Annotated in this window: 21 protein-coding genes; 11 read left to right on the forward strand and 10 right to left on the reverse strand. The window is 39.7% G+C overall.

Features of this window, described 5'->3' with window-relative positions:
* Positions 1-74 precede the first annotated feature (74 nt).
* Both phoB and phoR read left to right on the forward strand, forming a co-directional pair.
* Entirely contained in the window at positions 75-785 is a 711-nt protein-coding gene (gene phoB, locus EG365_RS07515; RefSeq protein ID WP_000650776.1) for a phosphate regulon transcriptional regulator PhoB, read from the forward strand.
* 9 nt (positions 786-794) lie between these two features.
* On the forward strand, positions 795-2153 hold the full coding sequence (gene phoR / locus EG365_RS07520) for a phosphate regulon sensor histidine kinase PhoR (protein WP_000273191.1): 1359 nt from the start codon (positions 795-797) through the stop codon (positions 2151-2153).
* A 69-nt stretch (positions 2154-2222) separates the two neighbouring features.
* On the opposite strand, the gene EG365_RS07525 is transcribed toward phoR, so the two are convergent.
* Positions 2223-3419, reverse strand: a complete 1197-nt coding sequence (locus EG365_RS07525) for an alpha/beta fold hydrolase (protein ID WP_000619893.1) — start codon at positions 3417-3419, stop codon at positions 2223-2225.
* 241 nt (positions 3420-3660) lie between these two features.
* Between EG365_RS07525 and EG365_RS07530 the strand changes: the two genes are divergently transcribed.
* The gene (locus EG365_RS07530) at positions 3661-4419 is read left to right on the forward strand and encodes an AcfC family putative adhesin (RefSeq protein ID WP_000043211.1); all 759 of its coding nucleotides are present in this window, start codon (positions 3661-3663) and stop codon (positions 4417-4419) included.
* 26 nt (positions 4420-4445) lie between these two features.
* On the opposite strand, the gene EG365_RS07535 is transcribed toward EG365_RS07530, so the two are convergent.
* From EG365_RS07535 to EG365_RS07560, 6 genes are all read right to left on the reverse strand, one after another.
* On the reverse strand, positions 4446-5666 hold the full coding sequence (locus EG365_RS07535; RefSeq protein ID WP_002057470.1) for an acetamidase/formamidase family protein: 1221 nt from the start codon (positions 5664-5666) through the stop codon (positions 4446-4448).
* Positions 5667-6094: 428 nt separating this feature from the next.
* Positions 6095-6946 (reverse strand): archaetidylserine decarboxylase, encoded by an 852-nt coding sequence (asd, locus tag EG365_RS07540; RefSeq protein ID WP_000011218.1) that lies wholly within the window; start codon positions 6944-6946, stop codon positions 6095-6097.
* Entirely contained in the window at positions 6943-7791 is an 849-nt protein-coding gene (locus EG365_RS07545; protein WP_000174475.1) for a sulfurtransferase, read from the reverse strand. Before EG365_RS07545 ends, asd begins: the two co-directional genes overlap by 4 nt.
* A gap of 150 nt (positions 7792-7941) precedes the next feature.
* Positions 7942-9156 carry a nicotinate phosphoribosyltransferase gene (gene pncB / locus EG365_RS07550; protein WP_000074561.1) on the reverse strand — a complete coding sequence of 405 codons (1215 nt, stop codon included), beginning with the start codon at positions 9154-9156 and terminating at the stop codon, positions 7942-7944.
* Between the two features lie 140 nt (positions 9157-9296).
* Positions 9297-9782, reverse strand: coding sequence for an ankyrin repeat domain-containing protein (locus EG365_RS07555; protein WP_000639068.1), 486 nt, complete (start codon positions 9780-9782; stop codon positions 9297-9299).
* A gap of 129 nt (positions 9783-9911) precedes the next feature.
* Positions 9912-11435 carry a catalase gene (locus tag EG365_RS07560; RefSeq protein WP_000476845.1) on the reverse strand — a complete coding sequence of 508 codons (1524 nt, stop codon included), beginning with the start codon at positions 11433-11435 and terminating at the stop codon, positions 9912-9914.
* 200 nt (positions 11436-11635) lie between these two features.
* Between EG365_RS07560 and dtd the strand changes: the two genes are divergently transcribed.
* Positions 11636-12079 (forward strand): D-aminoacyl-tRNA deacylase, encoded by a 444-nt coding sequence (gene dtd, locus EG365_RS07565; RefSeq protein WP_001202018.1) that lies wholly within the window; start codon positions 11636-11638, stop codon positions 12077-12079.
* Between the two features lie 39 nt (positions 12080-12118).
* Here dtd and EG365_RS07570 read toward each other — a convergent pair whose 3' ends face one another.
* The 3 genes from EG365_RS07570 to serB all read right to left on the reverse strand — a co-directional run bounded on the left by EG365_RS07570 (position 12119) and on the right by serB (position 14820).
* Positions 12119-12598, reverse strand: coding sequence for a hypothetical protein (locus EG365_RS07570; RefSeq protein ID WP_000778126.1), 480 nt, complete (start codon positions 12596-12598; stop codon positions 12119-12121).
* 253 nt (positions 12599-12851) lie between these two features.
* Entirely contained in the window at positions 12852-13187 is a 336-nt protein-coding gene (gene aciT, locus EG365_RS07575) for a ciprofloxacin tolerance protein AciT (protein ID WP_000255593.1), read from the reverse strand.
* Positions 13188-13596: 409 nt separating this feature from the next.
* Positions 13597-14820 (reverse strand): phosphoserine phosphatase SerB, encoded by a 1224-nt coding sequence (gene serB / locus EG365_RS07585; RefSeq protein ID WP_001206799.1) that lies wholly within the window; start codon positions 14818-14820, stop codon positions 13597-13599.
* A gap of 59 nt (positions 14821-14879) precedes the next feature.
* Between serB and EG365_RS07590 the strand changes: the two genes are divergently transcribed.
* The 7 genes from EG365_RS07590 (at position 14880) to glmU (ending at position 21290) form a co-directional block, all read left to right on the forward strand.
* Positions 14880-16187, forward strand: coding sequence for a hypothetical protein (locus EG365_RS07590; protein ID WP_002000748.1), 1308 nt, complete (start codon positions 14880-14882; stop codon positions 16185-16187).
* A gap of 239 nt (positions 16188-16426) precedes the next feature.
* Positions 16427-17548, forward strand: a complete 1122-nt coding sequence (ribBA, locus tag EG365_RS07595) for a bifunctional 3,4-dihydroxy-2-butanone-4-phosphate synthase/GTP cyclohydrolase II (RefSeq protein ID WP_001131392.1) — start codon at positions 16427-16429, stop codon at positions 17546-17548.
* An 11-nt stretch (positions 17549-17559) separates the two neighbouring features.
* Positions 17560-18030 carry a 6,7-dimethyl-8-ribityllumazine synthase gene (gene ribE, locus EG365_RS07600; protein WP_001007829.1) on the forward strand — a complete coding sequence of 157 codons (471 nt, stop codon included), beginning with the start codon at positions 17560-17562 and terminating at the stop codon, positions 18028-18030.
* A 3-nt stretch (positions 18031-18033) separates the two neighbouring features.
* On the forward strand, positions 18034-18483 hold the full coding sequence (gene nusB / locus EG365_RS07605; RefSeq protein ID WP_000084188.1) for a transcription antitermination factor NusB: 450 nt from the start codon (positions 18034-18036) through the stop codon (positions 18481-18483).
* A gap of 15 nt (positions 18484-18498) precedes the next feature.
* The gene (gene thiL, locus EG365_RS07610; protein ID WP_000807396.1) at positions 18499-19416 is read left to right on the forward strand and encodes a thiamine-phosphate kinase; all 918 of its coding nucleotides are present in this window, start codon (positions 18499-18501) and stop codon (positions 19414-19416) included.
* Positions 19394-19909, forward strand: coding sequence for a phosphatidylglycerophosphatase A (locus tag EG365_RS07615; RefSeq protein ID WP_000380675.1), 516 nt, complete (start codon positions 19394-19396; stop codon positions 19907-19909). Before thiL ends, EG365_RS07615 begins: the two co-directional genes overlap by 23 nt.
* A 16-nt stretch (positions 19910-19925) precedes the next feature.
* Entirely contained in the window at positions 19926-21290 is a 1365-nt protein-coding gene (gene glmU, locus EG365_RS07620; protein ID WP_000108584.1) for a bifunctional UDP-N-acetylglucosamine diphosphorylase/glucosamine-1-phosphate N-acetyltransferase GlmU, read from the forward strand.
* Positions 21291-21293: the final 3 nt, after the last annotated feature.

Consider the following 21293-nt stretch of genomic DNA (forward strand, 5'->3'; position numbering starts at 1 on the left):
CATAATTAATCTTTGTAATAAGCCTGTCATAACTACAAAACGGTTCACCGTTAAAATCTACAAGGTATTACGCTGTGAAAGATGACTATATTTTAATTGTCGATGATGAGCTTCCTATCCGCGAAATGATCCATACCTCTTTGGACATGGCAGGCTTTCAGTGTTTACAGGCAGAAGATGCCAAACAGGCTCATCAAATTATCGTCGACCAACGTCCGGCGCTTATCTTGCTCGATTGGATGTTACCCGGGGGCGTAAGTGGGGTCGACTTATGTCGCCGTTTAAAACGAGATGAAAACTTAGCAGAAATTCCTGTCATTATGTTGACCGCTCGCGGTGAAGAAGACCACAAAGTACAAGGTCTGGATGCTGGTGCAGATGACTATATGACCAAACCATTTTCAACCCGTGAACTGGTTTCTCGTATTAAAGCTGTTCTACGCCGCGCAAATGCATTAAGCGGTGAAAAAACAATTGATGCCAATGGTTTAATTCTTGATCCTGTAAGCCAACGCGTAAGCTTTGGTAACAGTATTTTAGATATGGGACCAACAGAATACCGTCTGCTTGCATTTTTTATGACCCATCCGGAACGTGCCTATACACGTGCCCAGTTGCTCGATCAGGTGTGGGGCGGTAATGTATACATCGAAGATCGTACCATCGATGTGCATATCCGTCGTTTGCGTAAAGTCTTAGAACCTTTTGGTGTAGACCGATTTGTTCAGACTGTACGTGGTACAGGTTATCGTTTCTCAACACGTGCAGATTTAGCCGCAGGTTAACCAAAATTTATGTATGAACCCTACCCCGTCCCCGAACAGGTACGTGAACAAAAGCTTTCCCGCTACAGTAGTTTATGGACGTTTGCTAAACAAGATTTACGACTTTTATTATTTTTCCTGATTATTGCAGGTTTAGTCGGTTTAGGAATTGGGTATTTCTGGAGCTGTATTTTTATTGCCTTTGTGGTGTTTTTTACACTTCAGTTGCGTTCTTTATATTTGGTCAATGACTGGATTGCCAATAATCCATACGATGTCCCTCCGAACCTCAACGGAATTTGGGGGGCATTATTATTTAACGTTTACCGTGCCCAGCGCCAAGAACGTATCGTTCAAGCGGAAATGGTAGGACTTATTGACCGCGCTCAATCTTCATTAGTTGCACTCGCCGAAGCGGTAGTCTTGATTGATGATCAACATCAAATTGAATGGTGGAACCCAGCCGCAGAGCGTTTACTAGGAATTAGTCCACTTGACCGTGGTCGCAACTTATTAACCATTTTGCGCCAGCCAACTTTTATTGAATATTTTAACAATATTGATCAGGCACCCGATGGGATTAAACTCCATTCAAATCTTGATGATGACCGTTATGTACAGGTTAAGCTCACACGATTTGGTGGGGAAAGTCGCTTACTTGTGGCATACGATGTGACTCGTATGCATAATCTTGAGCAAATGCGTAAAGACTTCGTCGATAATATTTCACATGAACTGCGCACACCATTAACCGTCCTGAGTGGTTATATCGAAACATTTACCGACCAAGAAGATATTAACCCGCGCTGGAAACGTGCATTTGACCAGATGCAATCTCAAACCAAACGTATGAATGCGTTGGTTAATGATTTACTACTGTTATCAAATTTAGAAAATAATAAGAAAATCGCAAAAAATCAGATTATTGAAATGCCGAGCTTAATGAATCAATTATTTGATGATGCTCAGGCCTACAATGCCGATTATGGGCATACACTCAATTTACATATTGATAGCCACTGTGACCTCATCGGTTCTGACATGGAAATTGCCAGCGCATTTAGTAATTTAATTACTAATGCCATTAAGTACACACCAAAAGGCGGAACCATTACCATTGGTTGGCACGATGACGGTGAGCATGCTTACTTTAGCGTACAAGATACCGGTATCGGCATTAACCCTAAACATTTACCGCGTCTGACTGAACGCTTCTACCGCGTGGACAGCGACCGTAGTCGTCAAACCGGTGGAACAGGTTTAGGCTTGGCGATTGTAAAACACGTACTCATGCAACACGGCGCCTATTTAGACGTGCAATCTAAAGAAAATGAAGGATCAACCTTTACCGCAGTTTTTCCAAAAGAAAGACTCTATAACATGACTTAAAATCATCTTTTTTCAAATATAAAAAGCCGACTTATGAAAAGTCGGCTTTTTTGTAGCATTTAAACCTATTTATTTAAAATTTGAACAATAAGATTTCGCCTGTTTTTTCTCTATGACATTTAAAAAGTGAGTGGCAAAAGTATGACTCTGACGTAGTGCATCGCGATGATCTCCACCATCAATTGTTTGATAAATGGTTGGTTTTTTTAATTTACATAGCTGTTGGTAATAAGCGTATGTTCCTCTAGGGTCGACTAAATGATCTTTAGTACCTTGAACAATCATTAACGGTACAGTCGGTACCATGTTTTCAATTGACTGTTCTTTAAGATAAGTCAAAAGAGGTTTTAAATCTGTATTAGGTCGAAATATGTTAGAAGGAGATTTCTTCAAATCAGATTGAAGTTCAGATAGGCAACGGCTACGTGCTTGAGTTAGCACATTGCCCATTTCTGGACTGACTAAATTTTCAGGAATAATACTTGGCTCTGCTGCTTGCGCTCCCAATAATACAATCGGGAAAAATGCTGCCACACTTGGTTCTGGGTTTGGATGACTCAACACATATTCTGCAATGCCTTCATATTGATAGCCACCTGGCGCAAGAGCAATTGCCCCTTTTAAATCGAGTTCGGGAGCATCTTTTTGACCATAAGCCGCCACGGTAATAGCAGCAGCACCGCCTTGGCTATGCCCCATCACCAACCACTGTTTATTAAAATCTTTTGGCTTAAGCATATGTAACGCCCGCACTGCATCTACTACTGTATGCAATTGGCTCTTTGCATTCATATAGGGATGTGCGCCTAAAGTGCCCAGACCTTGATAATCAGGTGCGACTACTGCATAGCCTCGTGCAAGCCAACCATCTAACGCTTTTGAAGCAACTTCCTGATATGAATGAACTGGTCCACCGGCATAATCACCCGAAGGTGCACAAGTATCGGCTACTCCTGTTGTACCATGCGCCCAAGCTAGTACGGGCCAGCCATTTTTTGGTGGTGTTCCTTTCGGTAATAAAATAAACGCTGAGGCAACGATAGGCTCGTTATTCACACCTCGACTACGATAATTGATCAACAAATGCTGATCGGCATGAGGAAATAAGCTCGTTACATCTTGCTGTGCTATAGACAATATTGAACCCGGTTTTTCGCTCACAATTTGCTTACTCAAATCTGTAATTGGAGTACCCATAGCAGAACCAGATATCAAACAAATACTGCTAAATAAAATTTTTAATAAAGAATTACTTTTTCTAATCAAGGGATTACTCCTCTATTATTTACATTACATCTATTTAAATAATTAATTTATAAAATATAAATTACCATAAAATTATCTATATTTATATTCAACTCAAAATAATTTACATTTATATAGTCACTTAAAATCTAATTAAAATATATTTTAAAGAAATGTATTATAAATATCGTTGCAAAAATTAATCCAATTTCAATGATAAAAAATATATGCTGATATTTTCTTAATTACTATAGCGATTAAAATGTCAAAACAAAAATTTATACCCTACCTGATTTTTCTTATTCTCGGTTCTCTATCCATCCATAGCTTTGCAGACGTACATGTATATGGTCCGGGTGGCCCAGCACCCGCTATGAAAGAAGCTGCCAAACAATTCACTAATAAGACAGGTATAGCAGTCCATGTGACTTCTGGTCCTACTGCTCAATGGTCTGAAAAGGCGAAACTAGATGCTGATGTTATATATAGCGGTTCAGAAGCCATGATGTCTGATTTCGAAAATACCTTTTCTGAGCAAATTATAAAAGACTCGGTAGAACCTTTATATTTACGTCCCGCAACGATTTTAGTGAGAAAAGGAAACCCTAAAAATATTAAAGGATTTAAAGGCCTCGCTAAATCTGGCATTAAAGTTTTAGTTACACATGGGGCAGGTCAAGTCGGTATGTGGGAAGATATCGCTGGCAGAACCGGAAATATTCAATTAACAAAAGCTTTTCGAAAGAATATTGTCACCTATGCAGCCAACACAGGTATTGCCAAGAAAAACTGGGAAGAAAATAGCAGCTATGATGCTTGGTTAGTCTTTAATATTTGGGGAATCAGTAACCCAGACGTTGGACAAATTATACCTATCGAACCAGAGCTAGTTGTCTATCGCGACACAGGCGTAGCCTTGACTAAACATAGTTTAAAAGACGCTGAAGCAAAACGTTTTGTAGAGTTTTTATCGTCTCAGCAAGGTAATACTATTTTCAAAAAATATGGTTGGACTAAATAAAAAAGGGAGCTTGGCTCCCTTTTTTATTATTTACTCTCAAACTCTTTAAAATCAGCTTTTCTGATTTTTGCATGAATACCTTTGGTTTTATCTACAACTTGTGAAACTTCAAAATCAGTTGCGGCACTTAAATACGCATATGCTGTCGCCTCATCAATCCCGTATTCTTGGTTTAAGAAACGAATGGCTTCACGTGTAGATTTCTTCATCGCTTCATCTAGATCTTCATCAAGTCCTGGTGTAATCCAAAACTCAGCATTTTCAGCTAAAGGTTGTTTTAATTCTTTCCCCGGTATTTTGTCCTTACCCGCTTTGAGTAAGGTAAATTTCAACGTGGCGCGGGCTGAAGCTTCTAGTGCCGTTAATGCCACCTCTCCATCGCCTTGCGCGAAATGACTATCACCCGTATAGAATAATGCACCTTCAACCTGAACAGGATAATAAGCGGTTGAACCTGCACCTAATTCATTAATATCAATATTTCCGCCATACATTGCAGGTGGTACAGAGTGAACAGGCTCAGAAGTATTGGCTGCTACTCCCATAATTCCCATAAAAGGATACAGCGGAAAACGTATTGATTTACCCGATTCTGTTTTTAATACACCTTCGTACTCACCTTTAGCATTTTTTTCAATTGGTGTGAAAATTGAGACATTTCCATAGCGTTCAGGATGCTCAGCCGATGCATTTTCTTGCTTTGCTTTTTTAGGAAATTCCCCTACTAAAGCACCTTTACCATGTCGATTTGAAATAACACCGTAAGGTACACGCGGCTCAACTTTAAGTACCTCAACTTTCAAAATATCACCGGGCTGTGCGCCTTCAATTGCAACAGGGCCTGTCACAATATGCGGTCCATCTTTATGAAAATCATGCTTTAAATTTGATTGCGTAATTATTTTTGCATCTTCTAATATTTGATTAGAATTTACGCCCTTCGATTTAAAGAACTTTTCAGCATTACGCCCTTGGTCTTCAAGCAAACCTTCATGAGAAACCGTATCAAATGTTACGACACTACCCGACGGAACAGTAAGCACGGGTTTAACATCTCGATTTGGTAAATAACCCCATGTAATGGTATTTAAAGTAGATGGAACATAATAATTCCCTTTATATTCCCCAGTTTGAAGGTGAGTAGGTTGTTTTGAAATTTGATTTAAAACTTTAAAATCATTGGCATGAGTGAGTGAAATACAAAGTACAGATAAAATCGAAGCTGTCAGACATTTAACTTTTAACATGATTTCAGAACCTAAAAAAATATGAAAATTACAGTAAGGTCCTAAATAGTTAGCAAGCATTGTGCCAAGGCTAAAGGCTGTGCAATATCTAAAAAGCGCCTCGTATTTATAAAATTAAATAAATTTTTTGTATTTAATTACTTATCTTCAAATAAAAGTAAAATTACGACTTAAGTCTAACTTAAATATTCCTTTCTCTTTTTATTTATTAATTTTCAATCATATTAATATTTTTGCTCTCTTCAGAAACATATTTATAGACTAGCTTCTATAACGTGCTATTTCAGATCAATTAACAATAATTATATTTCCATATAATATAGATAAAAACATAGTTATATATTTTACTTTTATATAATTTAAATCAAAAAATAAACCCTGAATAATTAAACTCAGGGTTTGCTTTTTTATACGCGCTCTATAGAAGACTAAATTGTATGGCCCATACGTTCGCCCATGACAACAACGGACTCGGCTTTAAAACGTTTTTCCCACTCGATTTTATCTTTTTCAAATAAAATAATTGCAGTAGAACCTAAATAAAAACGGCCAAGCTCAGCACCTTTCTCTAACTTCAACTCATGATGCTGTAATTCGATACGACCCGATGGTTTTACTTTACCTGTTGCCACAGTTTCAATACCTGCCACAATCATAGCACCAACCAAAACAACGGCCATACGACCAAGCTCAGTATCAAACAAACATACCATACGCTCATTACGGGCAAATAATCCCGGTACATTTTCAGCAGTCACCTGATTTACTGAGAATAACTCACCCGGTACATATAACGTTTCAGTTAATGTGCCTGAAAATGGCATATGAACACGGTGATAATCACGTGGAGAAAGATAAACCGTTGCAAACTCACCTTCTTGGAAAGGCTGAGCAAGTTGTGGATCGCCAATTAACTTTTCTACAGAGAAACTTTGGCCTTTTGCTTGAAATACTTCGCCCGCAGTGATTTTACCAATTTGAGAAATCGCGCCATCCGCTGGTGAAACAATACTATCCGGATTTTCATCAACTAAACGTACGCCGTCTTTCAATGCACGGGTAAAGAAATCATTAAAAGATTTATATTTCAGTGCATTGCCTTGTTCAGCAATTGATAAATCAATGCCATATTTGGTTTTAAATGCATGAATAACAGCAGCTTTTAAAATTGGATTTTCACTTGCAGCAACTTTGCCCACTACACGACTTAACTGATGCTGAGGAACAAGATTTTGTGCCTTAATAAATAATTCTTTTTTTAAGCGAGATGTAAAACTCAAGACGGCGATTCTCCAGTAATGATAGGACTATCGAGGCGATTGCCCCATTCACTCCACGCACCATCATAGGCTTTTGCTTCCCAACCTAAAAGTCTAGCCAGAATATAAGCCAAACCAGAACGGTGATGTGACTGGCAGTATACGACTACAGGTTGCTTTAAATCGAACCCAAGTTGTTCAAGACGCTGCCGCGTGCGTTCAAGCGGATGCAATTTTAGATGATTTTGACGATTAAGTGCAGTACTCCATTCAAAATGGAGGGCATTTGGAATGTGACCACCGCGTCGCGCTGCTAAACGGACGCCACTATATTCATCACTCGTCCGGCAATCCCACAATTGCACACTTTCTTGCTCAACTTGTTTGCGTAGTTCTTCATAGTTCACTCGGAACTGAGCAGCATGTGATAAATCGATCTGAATTAAGTTATCAACTCGAGGAAGTTCTTCAACCTCGGCTGTGGTGGGTAAACCTGCCCCAAGCCATGCATGAATTCCGCCATTAATTAAACTTGTACGGGTAAAACCTAAGCAATGGAGATTCCAGATTAAACGCCCTGCCCATGCCCCACCTTCATCATCATAGACCACCACATGGTGATTTGGTGAAATATTCAATTTTTCAATAAGCGCTTGTAAACCCGCTTCATCTGGTAAAACACCTGTTGCTTCTTCGTGTTGAGCAACTAACCATTTAGGTTGTAAGTGAATAGCATGCGGAACATGGAGCTGCTCATAAACTGATGCACGGCTCAAATCAACAATACGGATATATTCATTGCCTAAATAAGGCACTAACTCTTCTGCTTCTATTAATAAATCGAGTTTAAAATCAGGGAGTGTCATCGTCATGGTTACTTTTTATACCAGCTTAATTTCATCTTAGCATAAGCTTATATCTATCAAACTCTGATTTTCTGCTAGTGTTTAGCAGAAAATCAGATATTAAAATTCTCAAGTCTTAAGTGGCAGCCAAGCGCTTAAGCTCTATTGTAATTAAATTGCTTCATCCAGCTCTTCGATTTGGAAAACCTGACGCAAATAGGCCAAGAATGTATCGTTATCAGTCATGGTTTTGCCAGGGCTGTCCGAAATTTTAGCAACAGACTGGCCATTACACTCAACCAGTTTCAATACAATATTGAGCGGTGTTTGGCCCATGTCATTGGTCAAATTAGTACCAATACCGAAACTCACCTGAAAACGGTCTTTGAAATATTGATGTAGTTCCCAAGCCTTTGGCAAATTAAGGCCATCACTAAAGGTCAACATTTTGGTTTTGGTATCAATTTTTAATTTACGATAGTGTGCATACGCTTTATCACCCCACTCGTACGGATCACCACTGTCATGACGTAAGCCATCAAATAGTTTGGCAAAATACAAGTCAAAATCTCTGAGGAAAGCGTCCATACCAACAACGTCAGTTAAAGCAATTCCTAAGTCTCCGCGATATTCTTGAACCCACGTTTCTAAAGCAGCTTTTTGAAAGTCACGTAAGCGAACATCAAGTGCCTGAAAAGCTTGTAAGAATTCGTGGGCCATGGTTCCAATTGGCGTAATATTTAACTCTTTGGCAAGCAAGACGTTACTTGTACCACGGAACACATTTGGCACAGTGTTATGAAATGCAGCAACTACATGTTTTTGCCATTCAAAACTATAACGGCGGCGGGTACCAAAATCAGAAACTAAAAATGGTGGATCATTCGGTTGTTGAGATTTTTCGTATTGCTGAATTAATTCAAGTTTTGCTTGTAAACGACGCTCGCCTTCAGCCCAGACTTCATCTGTTTTAATCCGGCTAAAATATAATTCATTTACAATGGCTAAAACAAAAATCTCAAACATCATGGCCTGAACCATTGGCCCTTCAATACGGATGTCTAATCGACCTTCTTCATCTATACTCGCATGAATAAAACGGCGTTTGAGTTGAAATAATTCTAAATAATCGACAAAGTCGCTTTTAATAAATCGTAATTTTCTTAAATATTGTAGTTCGTCTTCTTTATATTTGAGATTACATAAATGGTCGAGTTGCTCGTTTAAGTCGTCCAAAATATCCACTAATGGATAGACCGTATCTTCTAAATTTCTGCAACGAAAATGATAGACGCTATGTGTTTGTGGGAATTTATGCAGAACCACTTGTAGCATCGTAAATTTGTACAAGTCTGTATCAAGTAAAGAATGGATAATTGGAGACATAGTCAATGATTATTCGCTTGCTTCTTAGCATTAAAGCACACTTTTTCTAGGAAATGGCTCTATCTATTGCAATTGATTATGTTTCATAAAGCTGAAAGCATTGTATCTATTTAAATTCAAATACCTACCTAAAACAGTTACTATTTTTCTGTTGACGGTTGGATGTCTTTTAAGCGTTGCTGTTGTCCAAATTGAATAGCAAACTGTTCTGCAGTCAACAGTCCTGTTTTAGCGGCATTGGCATCACAGTCGACTTGACGCAATTGTTTAGCAATACCCCATTCTGCTTTTACGATGGCCCCCATTAATGCAGTATGTCCACGTTTATCTCTAAGACAACGGTTGGCACCTTGTTCTAGTAACACTTTTACTGCATCTTTCTGCCCATAATAACTTGCCATCATTAACGCGGTATAACCCGAATGATCTTGAACATCAATCGGAAAACCATGACTTAAAAATTCTTGTAAAACTTCAACATTGCCGACTTTAGCTGCTGAAAAAAACAGTTCAATGACTTCTGCTGAACCATTGTCCTGTGAAGATGGCATTGCTGCATAAACCGAAGCTCCTATACTGCTACACAACAGACAAGTTGCAAGAAATACCGAGCGAAAATAGATCATAACAATACCCTCAAAATCTCAATAAGAAGTGCCTGTAACACTCGCCCTAGGTGCAGGAAAGGCGATTGAGGTTACAGGACTTTCTGGAGGTAACATTCAAGCACCTGTTACCACATAGATTAAAAGATATTATTCATCTTTTAGTTGGGCTGCTTTGGCTTGCACCATTTTCAGATCTACACCTACTGCTTTGGCAAGACGAGTACCATAATCTGCATCTGCTTTATAGAAATAGGACAGCATGACCGTTTTAGTTTCAACATTCTTCACTTGCCCTAAGTCTGCAGCTAGATTACGGATTAAGTCTTTTTTCTCTAGTGCTGAATAGCTACGATATAAATCACCAGCTTGTTTATATGGTTGTTGTTTCTGAATTGCATGTTGCATCACCGTACCTTCTAGTGGTGTTTGAACAGCTCTGGCTTTTTCGGTCGCTGGTTTTGGCTCGATCTGACTTGGCTCATAATTCACATGGGATTCAGTTTGACCCATATTCATAAAGCCTTCTTGATTATTGTTGTTGACTGCAACTCGTGGACGATTGACAGGAATTTGCTGATAATTAGCACCTAAACGATACAATTGCGTATCAGAATAAGAGAAAACACGACCCTGCAATAAACGATCCTCAGATGGCTCAATACCAGGAATTAAATTTCCAGGCGCAAAGGCAGATTGCTCAGTTTCTTGGAAAAAGTTTTTCGGCATACGATTTAAGGTCAATGTACCGACTTTAAATTCAGGAACCAGCTCATTCGGCCAGATTTTAGTTGCGTCTAACGGATTAAAATCAAATTTGTCGAGATCTTTTGGATCAAGTACCTGAATGTACAAATCCCATTTCGGGTAATTTCCAGCATAGATGTTCTTATACATATCATTGGTTAAATGACTCCAATCACGGCCTTGCACTTCCCGAACTTGTTCTAAATTCAGGCCTTTTACGCCTTGTTGAGAACGCCAGTTAAATTTAACGTATTTATACTCACCTTTGTCGTTATAGAGCTTAAATGCATGTACACCAAAGCCATCTAAAGTCCGATAACTCTCAGGCGTACCCAAATTCGAATAAACATAGGTCAACATATTAATCGACCATGGTTGGCTTTGTAAGAAATCAAAAATGCGGTTTGGATCTTGAACATTAGTGACAGGATCAGGTTTCATTGCATGTACAAAGTCTGGAAACTTAATCGCATCACGAATAAAGAAAACAGGCAAATTATTACCTACTAAATCCCAATTACCTTGCTGGGTATAAAACTTCACAGCAAAACCATGTGGATCTCGTGCAGTTTCTGGTGAACCTTTCGGATGAATTACCGTTGAAAATCGCACAAATACAGGTGTTTTCGTTCCTGCTTTGAACAAAGAAGCCAGCGTTAAATCCGACAAATCTTTAGTAGACACAAACTCGCCATATACACCTGTACCTCGAGCATGCACGACACGCTCAGGGATGCGTTCACGTCCGAAACGTTGTAGTTTTTGAATAAGTTGTACATCTTGTAACAGCGTTGCACCATTAGCACCGGCTGTTGTTGAATTCTGATTATCACCTACAGGTGCGCCATTATCTTTTGTTAAAGGTGCTGCATACACTGTGCTTAGCGTTGCCGCAATTATTGTAAATAAAAATGTTCGTTTAAACATAATGTTAAATCCAAAAGTATAAATGCCTTTCCTGCAGGGTCACTATACAAAGTTTTTAACAATAGATAAAAAAGATTATTTTAATTAAACCAATCGAAAAGTAAGATCAAAGCTTATAAACTCGTAGCTCACTGTCTCTATAAGTACATGAATTCTGCTAGACTACTGAAATTACTGAATACTTAGTTTTAAATCCCTCTATGCGTGCATTAATTCAAAGAGTCCTCGAAGCCAAAGTTGAGGTCGATGGTCAAACAACAGGTGAAATTAAGAAAGGTTTATTGGTTTTTTTAGGTTTAGGAAAAGAAGATACTTTAGAGAAAGGACAAAAGCTCATCGACAAAATTTTGAAATATCGTATTTTTGATGATGAGCAAGGCAAAATGGGCTGGAATGTATCTCAGGCAAATGGCGGAGTCCTGCTGGTTTCACAGTTCACTTTAATGGCTCAAACGCAAAAAGGACTACGTCCTGACTTTGGTCCGGCTATGCCGCCTAGCGACGCAAAAGCACTATATGAACAGTTAGTAGAATATACTCGTTCACAGTTTGAAAATGTTCAAACAGGTATTTTTGCTGCGGACATGAAAGTTCATTTGATTAATGATGGACCGGTCACTTTCAATTTAGAAGTTGAAGCATAGATATAAAAAAACTCCCGATCGGGAGTTTTTTGTTAGATCTTAACGACCAGTTTTTTCTTTAATAAAGGCACGTGCTTGACGTACTTTATCTTTTACTGGTTTTGGTAATTTTGGTGGAATCAATTTAGCTGCTTGGTTAAACCAAACGAGCAAACTGAAATCACCTTCCATTTTAATGCTACCGTCTTGCATACCCGTCATAAATGCTGTTGGGTCACCTTTGAGTAAAGTTTTTACGCCTTGTTCGCTATCTGCAAACTGCAAAATAAAGTCAGCTTTTTCAGGTGATCCAGCAACTGTATCGATGTGACCATGATTAATAATAATTTGGCGTGCCACACCTAAATCAGTACCAATTTGAATGCGGAATGCACGGTCATGCACTAGCTCAATAAACTTAGGACTTGTACGTGCCAACTGTTTCATACGCAGCGCCAAACCTGCTACCAATAAATCTAACGGGTCTGTACTGACATCAACAAGTGGTAACTTGACTACAGGTATAGAAGAAAGTTTCATGAACATTCACGCCTATTGTATTTTTATGAAAACCTTGGGGCAAAACTCAGCAAGGACTCACCATTGCCTGTTTCGTGCATCGACTGATGATATTCTAATTGGCAACGCAATCTATATATGAAACGTCAACAGACTAGTCTATCGTAGCATAACTGGCTATTTTTTAATAAATGCTTTGTATAATAAAAATCATGTTTTCGTAAATAAAAAAGGCATGCTGTGCATACCTTTTTACCGTTAGATAACAATTGAATTATCGGCTAGAACATTGCTGCTGATCATCTTCATATACTGGCGTGTGTTCTATATATTGGCGATTTGCCAAAGCCTTCTGTGCCTGTTTATCCTCACGTAATAAAACAAATGTAACCATTACCATCGCTAGACTTAGTGCAGTTAAATAACTATATGTGACTGGCATTTCAAAAGTGACTTGAACTCCAAAACGGACCACTTCCAATAGCCCCCAAAAAAACATCCCTGCAAGCATAAAACCAAGCCAACGACGGTAAGGAGAAAAGAACACAGCAACAAGCGCGACAGCAATTAAGCTGAGTCCGGCGATAGCGGCAAAATTCGCTGTTACCATAGAAACCTCCGTCTTAATGAAAACGTCTAAAAACATTCGGTCTGAACACCAGACCTCATTCCAAAAACAACTTTAATTCATGATTTGTGTTGAAGCTTAGAAAGCATTATGGATGTTTTTTTTTAGAAAAAAAGACCTGTTATTTGTCGATGCGACATACTTTGTCGCAACATTCTTTTGTCATTACATTTTTGTAAATTTAAAAAAGTTCTACTTCCTATATGGCATCAATTCTGGCGTGTCATTACAAAAAACTATGCTGTTTTTTTGCCTCAAAATAAGTTTTTTTCAGTTTTTTTTATTGCCTTTTTTCTGTGCATAATTTTGTCATAACTTGCTTGTTTTTATGACTATTCTGCATAAAAAAAGCGCTACTCTTGAGCAGCGCTTAATGATTGTTCACTATTATTTAAGCACGGCTTAAATCTTTGTCATGCATACCGAGTAAATACAGTACTCCATCCAAACCAACGCTTGAAATCGCCTGATTTGCATTTTGACGCACCAGTGGTTTAGCACGATATGCTACGCCAAGTCCTGCAATCGCAAGCATCGGTAAATCATTTGCGCCATCGCCAACAGCCATCGCTTGCTCTAGTGAAATACCGAGTTTGTTCGCCAGCTCACGCAGCAACTCCGCTTTACGGGCACCATCAACAATTACACCTTTTACTTCACCAGTCACAACGCCATCTTGTACATCTAAAACGTTAGCGTGAACTTCATCAATGCCTAATTTAGCTTGTAAATATTCAGCAAAATATTGGAAGCCACCAGATAAAATTGCCGTTTTATATCCAAGGGCTTTTAAAGTCGAAATGAGGCGCTCGGCACCTTCGGTGATTGTCAATCGCTCGGCAATTTTAGGTAAAACTGATGCATCAAGACCTTTGAGTAAAGCAACCCGCGCACGGAAACTTTGCTGAAAGTCCAACTCACCTTGCATCGCTCTTTCAGTAATTTCAGCAACTTGCTCACCCACCCCTGCTTCAAGCGCCAATTCATCAATCACTTCTTGTTCAATTAAAGTTGAATCCATATCGAAGCAGACTAAACGGCGGTTACGTCGATAAGCGTTATCTTCCTGAACAGCTACATCAATATTTAATTCGCTTGAAAGAAGCAAACAAGCTGCACGCATAGCTTGAGCATCTAAAGTCGGACCACTGCTTAAACCAAACTGTACACAAGCACGGCGAGGCAATGTGCTATCTTTTTCAAGGTCTACACGACCTGATAAACGAGTTACAGTTTCGATGTTAAAGCCTTGGCTAGACACAATTTGTGTAACGGCTTGTAAATGTGCAGCAGTGAGTTCCGGTGCTAAAGCCGTGACGATATAACGAGTTCGTCCACCTTCGCTGACCCATTGATCGTATTCTGCGCCCGAGATAGGTTTAAAGCGCACTGTTAAGCCAATATCATGTGCTAAAATCAAAATCTCTTTCATTGCCAACGCGGTCGCGGTTTCATTTTCAGAGGCGACCACAATGCCCAATGTCAGTTGATTATGAATAACAGCCTGACCTACATCCAGTATTTGCAATGAATGTACGGATAGTACTTGCATTAATCGGGTAAACTGGTTTGGTTGGTCCGGTCCTAAAAAGGATATAAGAATGATTTCTCGCATGAATTGACTCTAGTCTGAGTGACAACTATTGTAAGAATCATAATCGAATTTCAATATAATTGCCTTGGAAGTTTAACTTGATTGCGCCTAGACAAGGGCTATTTGCTAGCCTACTGATCATTAGTTTTGCATTGCATACCTTTTTATTGGTGATTGCAACGACACACCAGCTCAATGAAAACCGTGCGAGTCAAGGTCAGCTCATGACCAGTCAACTCGTTGCAGACAGCTTATCTGAGCTTGAACCTGCCAATACGGTCTCTTTAGCTCTGATTGCCAATCGCTATGCGACCAATCCAAGTGTGGCATCTATCCGTATTCTTGACGCCAATAAACAAGTTTTGGCAACAAGCGGCATGTCAAAAACTCGCCAAGGTGAAATTTTTGTTCGTGATGCGCTTCAAAACGAGAAAAAAGTCGGTTCTATTGAAATCACACTAATTCAACCAAGTATTGGGGAAATTCTTCGTACCCAATGGCTTGCGATTTTAGCTTCACTGTTTTTACATGTTTTATTATGGCTAGCTTACCGTGCCATTGCTCGCCCAACACGTAGCGAATACTTAGCCCGTATTAATGAAGAAAATCGTTTAAAACATGAAATTCAAGAGTTAACTCAAGCTCTAGCACTTGAAAAACAAAATACGGTAACCTTGGTAGCTCAAGCTCAGCAGCAAGCTAAAGCGAAACCAATTGTTCGCTCACAACCAGAAAAAAGCTTAGAGTCTACAGACCAAAATACCTTGGCACTTAATATTCAATTTTATGACCCTAAACAGTTATTAAGTAGTGTTAACCAGTCTGTTTCTGTACCGTACTTTAAACTTTGTCAGCTCTTCTTAAACAAGAGTATTGAGCTATGTACGAAGCATTATCATTTGAAAGCGACTGATATTGATGTCGTAGACGAGTTTCATGCAGAGGGCGCAACACTTGCCATTTCGACTTCACATCCACACGCTGTAGAGTGTCTACTTATGGTAGGTACGGTTTTCCAATTGCTTTCAGACGTTTTATATAAGCGTTACCGTGAAGATAAACGCTTTGCGCTACAAACTCGCAGTGCCGTGTGTAATGCCGTAGAAGCAATGCAAATTGATGCCAAAGAAGCTGCTCAACGTTTAGCGCAACATCTTCATGCGAAAGAATCTGCACTCTACCTTGATAATGAACAGCTTAAAGCAATTCAAGACAGCTATCAGCTTGTTGCAATGCCTAACCCAAGTAATGTCATGACTCGTCATGCATTTATGATCAATGGTATGAATGCTGAATGTGCAGAGCTTGCACAAAATATTCGAACTGAAATTTTGATGGGTAAAAAATCAATTCCTCAAAATGACAGCCCGAGTAGTGCAGCATCTTAAAAATTTATTGTGCGCATTTAAACCTAGCCATCCGGCTAGGTTTTTTTATCTAAATTTATGGTATTTATTTTAAATAATTTTATTTCCTTATGATTTATTTATCTAAATAAATCCGGTTCTATGATGTTGAGTCGTAAATTTGGATAAATCAGAATCATAGGCAAAATTCTATAAACAGCGTAAACTATGCGAAATTTATTCAATAGAAATTGTCTTACGACAAAAAAAGGTGAAAGCGAATGCCGCTGAGTCGTGTTGAAGAACTTGTCGCCGATATTCGTGCAGGCAAAATGGTCATCTTAATGGATGACGAAGACCGTGAAAATGAAGGTGACCTTGTCATCGCAGCAACGCATGTACGCCCTGAAGATATTAACTTCATGATTACACATGCACGCGGTTTAGTTTGCTTAACTTTAAGCCGTGAACGTTGTAAACAATTAAACCTCCCGCTGATGGTTGACCAGAACGGTGCCCAGCATGGTACTAACTTTACGTTATCTATCGAAGCAGCTGAAGGTATTACTACAGGTATTTCGGCAGCAGAACGTGCTCACACGATTCAAGCTGCTGTGGCAGCACATGCCAAACCAACCGATATTGTACAACCGGGCCATATTTTCCCACTCATGGCACAGCCAGGTGGTGTATTACACCGTGCAGGTCATACCGAGGCAGGTTGTGATTTAGCACGACTAGCAGGTCTTGAGCCTGCATCTGTCATTTGTGAAATCATCAAAGAAGATGGCACAATGGCACGCCGCGCAGATTTAGAAATTTTTGCTGAGAAGCATGGCCTAAAAATTGGTACAATTGCCGACCTAATCCACTACCGTATGACCAATGAGCAAACTGTAGAACGTTTGGATCAAAGAACGATTCAAACAGAATATGGTTCATTTGAGCTCTATCGCTATCGTGAGATAGGTAACCCTGACATTCATTTGGCTTTAGTCAAAGGTGAGCCAAAAGAAGGTGTTACAACGGTACGTGTACATGGTTTTAGTCCTGTTCGCGATTTGCTTAAGCTAAATAAAGCTGACGGTGAACCGGCTTGGAATCTAGACCGTGCGCTACAAACGATTGCAGCAAGTGACCGCGGCGTTTTAGTCTGGATCGGACAAGATCATTTGCAAGACTTGGGACCAGCGTTGGATGATTTAACTAAGCCAAAACCGGTGAAATCCAATGCAGCACTTTCACATCAATATCAAACCATTGGTGTTGGTGCTCAAATTTTGCGTGATTTAGGTGTTGAAAAAATGAAGCTTCTGAGCTCACCATTGCGTTTCAATGCCTTATCTGGCTTTAATTTAGAAGTAGTGGAATATGTCACTGCTGATCAAATCACAACGAAATAATCGAGGTTGCTATGGCAATTCGCCGTATTGAAGGTTTATTACATCTCGCAAGCGAAGGTCGTTATGCGATTTTAGTGGGTCGTTTCAACAGTTTTGTTGTTGAACACTTATTAGAAGGCGCGATCGACACGTTAAAACGTCATGGCGTAAATGAAGATAACATTACTGTTATTCACGCTCCAGGCGCATGGGAACTACCGATCGTTGCTAAAAAATTAGCTACATCAAACCAGTTTGATGCCATCATTGCACTCGGTGCAGTCATTCGTGGTAGCACACCTCACTTTGACTTTGTTGCTGGTGAATGTGCGAAAGGTTTAGGTGTAGTTGCGTTAGAAAGCAGCTTGCCTGTTATCAATGGTGTATTAACTACTGACAGCATCGAGCAAGCAATCGAACGCTCAGGTACAAAAGCAGGAAACAAAGGTAGCGAAGCTGCTTTAACTGCAATTGAAATGGTTAATTTATTAAAGGCAATTTAAAGCATGTCTCAAACACTGCAAGCCGCTTATGCAGCAAAACGTAAAGCACGTCGTTTTGCTGTACAAGGTATTTATGAGTGGCAAATGAGTCACAACCCTGTACATGAAATCGAAGCGCGTACACGTGCTGAAAATGCAATGCACAAGGTAGACTTGAACTATTATCACGAACTACTTACTCAAGTTATCGCTCAGCACGAAGACCTTGATGCGTTACTTATTCCGGTACTTGACCGTGAAATTGACGCGCTAGATGGTGTAGAGCTCGCAACCTTGCGTTTAGGTGCTTACGAGTTACGTGATCATCTAGAAATTCCATATCGTGTGGTACTTGATGAAGCAATCGAACTTGCGAAGCATTTTGGCGGAGCAGACAGTCATAAATACATCAATGGTGTATTAGACCGTTTAAGTTCGACACTGCGTAGCGCAGAAAAACAACAAGCAAAATAATAGGCTTGATGTTCTATGGCTGAGTTCTCAATTATTGATCAATACTTTAATCGTCAGTCACATCCTGACGTTGCGCTTGGTATTGGTGATGACTCAGCCTTAATTACTCCCCCTCCAAATCAACAACTGGTGATCTGTGCAGATACACTTGTTGCTGGACGTCACTTCCCTCTTGAAACCTCGCCCCATGCGATTGGCTGGAAAAGTGTTGCCGTAAATCTGTCTGATATTGCTGCAATGGGTGCAAAACCTCATAGTATTTTACTTGCAATCAGCTTGCCTCAAGTTGACCATGAGTGGCTTGAAGGATTTAGTCAGGGAATCTATGACTGTTGTGATCAATTTGGAGTTGCCTTAATTGGCGGAGATACCACTCAAGGTCCGCACCTTACCATTACCGTCACAGCCATGGGCTGGATTGAAACAGGAAAAGCTGTATTACGTTCAGGCGCTAAGGTCGGTGATTATGTTTGTGTAAGTGGGCAGATTGGTGATGCTGCTTATGGGCTTCAGCATTTAGGACATTCCCTACAACAAAGACTGGACTATCCGACGCCACGTTGTAAGCTTGGAGAAGAGCTAAAAGGGCTCGCCTCTAGCATGATCGATGTGTCAGATGGTTTAGCTCAAGATTTAGGACATATTTTAAAAGCATCCACGGTTGGAGCACGACTCATCCTAGAAAAATTACCTGTCGATCCTGTACTGCAACAACTAGAAGAACGACAACGTTGGCAATATGCCTTGGCAGGTGGTGATGACTACGAATTATGTTTTACAATAACACCGCAAAATTATGAAAAACTTTTGCAAAAACAACTAGACGTTAAGATTACAATGATCGGACAGATCGTTGAGCAAACAAAACTAACTTTTGAGCATTTGGGTTCAGATTACCCATTGCAAATTCATGGATACCAACACTTTGCATAAACCGCCGATTCATTTTAAAGACATGTCTTGGTTCAACCGCTGCATCGTTTTCTGTGGGGTTGGTTTTGGATCTGGTCTTGCTCCTAAAGCACCTGGTACTTTTGGCTCTGCTTTCGCCTTACTTTTTGTTCCCATCTGGTTATCTCTCGGATTTACTTTAAGTTTAATCGCTATTCTCATCATGTCAGTGGTGGGTATTTATATTTGCGGTCAAACTGCAAAAGTAATCAACGTACACGATGATGGTCGAATTGTGTGGGATGAATTTGCAGGTCAATCTATTACCTTTATTCCCCTGCTCTATTTACAACAAATAAATTGGATTTGGGTAATTACAGGATTTATATTATTTCGAATTTTCGATGTTTGGAAACCTTGGCCTATACGCGTCATTGATCGCCAAGTACACGGTGGTTTTGGTATTATGCTTGACGATATTATTGCCGGTGTATGGGCTGCTCTTTGTACACTAATTATTATCCATTTGAGTTAAATCATTCGAGTTATTCATGTCAACTACTGTCATTATTCTTGCTGCAGGCAAAGGAACGCGAATGCGTTCTCAGCTCCCTAAAGTACTACAACCTTTAGCTGGTCGCCCGCTACTAGGACATGTTATTAAAACAGCAAAACAACTATTAGCAGAAAACATCATTACCATTTATGGACATGGTGGCGATCACGTAAAAAAGACTTTCGCACAAGAAAATATTCAGTGGGTTGAACAAGCAGAACAGTTAGGGACCGGTCATGCTGTACAGATGACTTTACCGGTACTTCCTAAAGACGGCATTTCATTAATTTTATACGGTGATGTTCCTTTAGTCCGTCAAACAACACTTGAACAACTGATTGAAGTATCAAATAAAACCGGTATTGGCATGATTACTTTACATGTCGATAACCCAACAGGTTATGGCCGTATTGTCCGCCAAGACGGTAAAATCCAAGCAATTGTTGAACATAAAGATGCAACCGAAGCTCAGCGTCAAATTCAAGAAATCAACACAGGTATTTACTGTGTCAGCAATGCAAAACTTCATGAGTGGTTGCCTAAGCTTTCAAATGAAAATGCACAAGGCGAATACTATTTAACTGATATCGTTGCGATGGCTGTTGCTGATGGTCTAGAAATCGCCTCAATTCAACCAGAGCTCGCATTTGAAGTTGAAGGTGTAAATGACCGCCTGCAACTTGCAGCACTTGAGCGTGAATTTCAGAAGCAACAAGCAAAAGAACTTATGCAGCAAGGCGTAACTTTTGCTGATCCTGCACGTTTTGATTTACGTGGTACAGTAAAAGTTGGTCATGATGTTCGTATTGATGTGAATGTCATTATTGAAGGCGACTGTGAACTCGGTGACTTTGTCGAAATCGGTGCTGGCTGTATCTTAAAAAATACAACCATTGCAGCGGGCACTAAAGTCCAAGCATACAGCGTTTTTGATGGAGCAGTTGTTGGGGAAAATACCCAAATTGGTCCATTCGCACGCTTACGTCCAGGTGCTAAATTGGCAAACGAAGTACATATCGGCAACTTTGTTGAAGTCAAAAATACAACGATCGGTCTAGGCAGTAAAGCTAACCATTTCACCTATTTAGGTGATGCCGAGATCGGTGCTGAATCAAATATTGGGGCAGGTACAATCACCTGCAATTATGATGGTGCAAATAAACACAAAACCACTATTGGCGATGCAGTTTTTATCGGTTCTAATAGCTCGCTGGTTGCGCCTGTGACTATTGGTAATGGAGCAACAGTCGGTGCGGGTTCTGTGATTACGAAAGATGTGGCTGAACAAAGTCTCTCCTTTGAGCGTGCTCAACAAATTTCTAAAGCAAATTATCAACGTCCCCAAAAGCTTAAAAAATAAGAG

Origin of the sequence: Acinetobacter sp. FDAARGOS_494 (genome assembly GCF_003812225.1) — a bacterium.
GTDB classification, from domain to species: domain Bacteria; phylum Pseudomonadota; class Gammaproteobacteria; order Pseudomonadales; family Moraxellaceae; genus Acinetobacter; species Acinetobacter baumannii.

Excerpts from the sequence above, each read along its gene's own strand:
- phoR (WP_000273191.1), top strand. The coding sequence starts at position 795 with ATGTATGAACCCTACCCCGTCCCCGAACAGGTACGTGAACAAAAGCTT.
- EG365_RS07530 (WP_000043211.1), top strand. The coding sequence starts at position 3,661 with ATGTCAAAACAAAAATTTATACCCTACCTGATTTTTCTTATTCTCGGT.
- EG365_RS07535 (WP_002057470.1), bottom strand. The coding sequence starts at position 5,666 with ATGTTAAAAGTTAAATGTCTGACAGCTTCGATTTTATCTGTACTTTGT.
- EG365_RS07545 (WP_000174475.1), bottom strand. The coding sequence starts at position 7,791 with ATGACACTCCCTGATTTTAAACTCGATTTATTAATAGAAGCAGAAGAG.
- pncB (WP_000074561.1), bottom strand. The coding sequence starts at position 9,156 with ATGTCTCCAATTATCCATTCTTTACTTGATACAGACTTGTACAAATTT.
- EG365_RS07555 (WP_000639068.1), bottom strand. The coding sequence starts at position 9,782 with ATGATCTATTTTCGCTCGGTATTTCTTGCAACTTGTCTGTTGTGTAGC.
- EG365_RS07560 (WP_000476845.1), bottom strand. The coding sequence starts at position 11,435 with ATGTTTAAACGAACATTTTTATTTACAATAATTGCGGCAACGCTAAGC.
- dtd (WP_001202018.1), top strand. The coding sequence starts at position 11,636 with ATGCGTGCATTAATTCAAAGAGTCCTCGAAGCCAAAGTTGAGGTCGAT.
- EG365_RS07570 (WP_000778126.1), bottom strand. The coding sequence starts at position 12,598 with ATGAAACTTTCTTCTATACCTGTAGTCAAGTTACCACTTGTTGATGTC.
- aciT (WP_000255593.1), bottom strand. The coding sequence starts at position 13,187 with ATGGTAACAGCGAATTTTGCCGCTATCGCCGGACTCAGCTTAATTGCT.
- serB (WP_001206799.1), bottom strand. The coding sequence starts at position 14,820 with ATGCGAGAAATCATTCTTATATCCTTTTTAGGACCGGACCAACCAAAC.
- ribBA (WP_001131392.1), top strand. The coding sequence starts at position 16,427 with ATGCCGCTGAGTCGTGTTGAAGAACTTGTCGCCGATATTCGTGCAGGC.
- ribE (WP_001007829.1), top strand. The coding sequence starts at position 17,560 with ATGGCAATTCGCCGTATTGAAGGTTTATTACATCTCGCAAGCGAAGGT.
- nusB (WP_000084188.1), top strand. The coding sequence starts at position 18,034 with ATGTCTCAAACACTGCAAGCCGCTTATGCAGCAAAACGTAAAGCACGT.
- thiL (WP_000807396.1), top strand. The coding sequence starts at position 18,499 with ATGGCTGAGTTCTCAATTATTGATCAATACTTTAATCGTCAGTCACAT.
- EG365_RS07615 (WP_000380675.1), top strand. The coding sequence starts at position 19,394 with ATGGATACCAACACTTTGCATAAACCGCCGATTCATTTTAAAGACATG.
- glmU (WP_000108584.1), top strand. The coding sequence starts at position 19,926 with ATGTCAACTACTGTCATTATTCTTGCTGCAGGCAAAGGAACGCGAATG.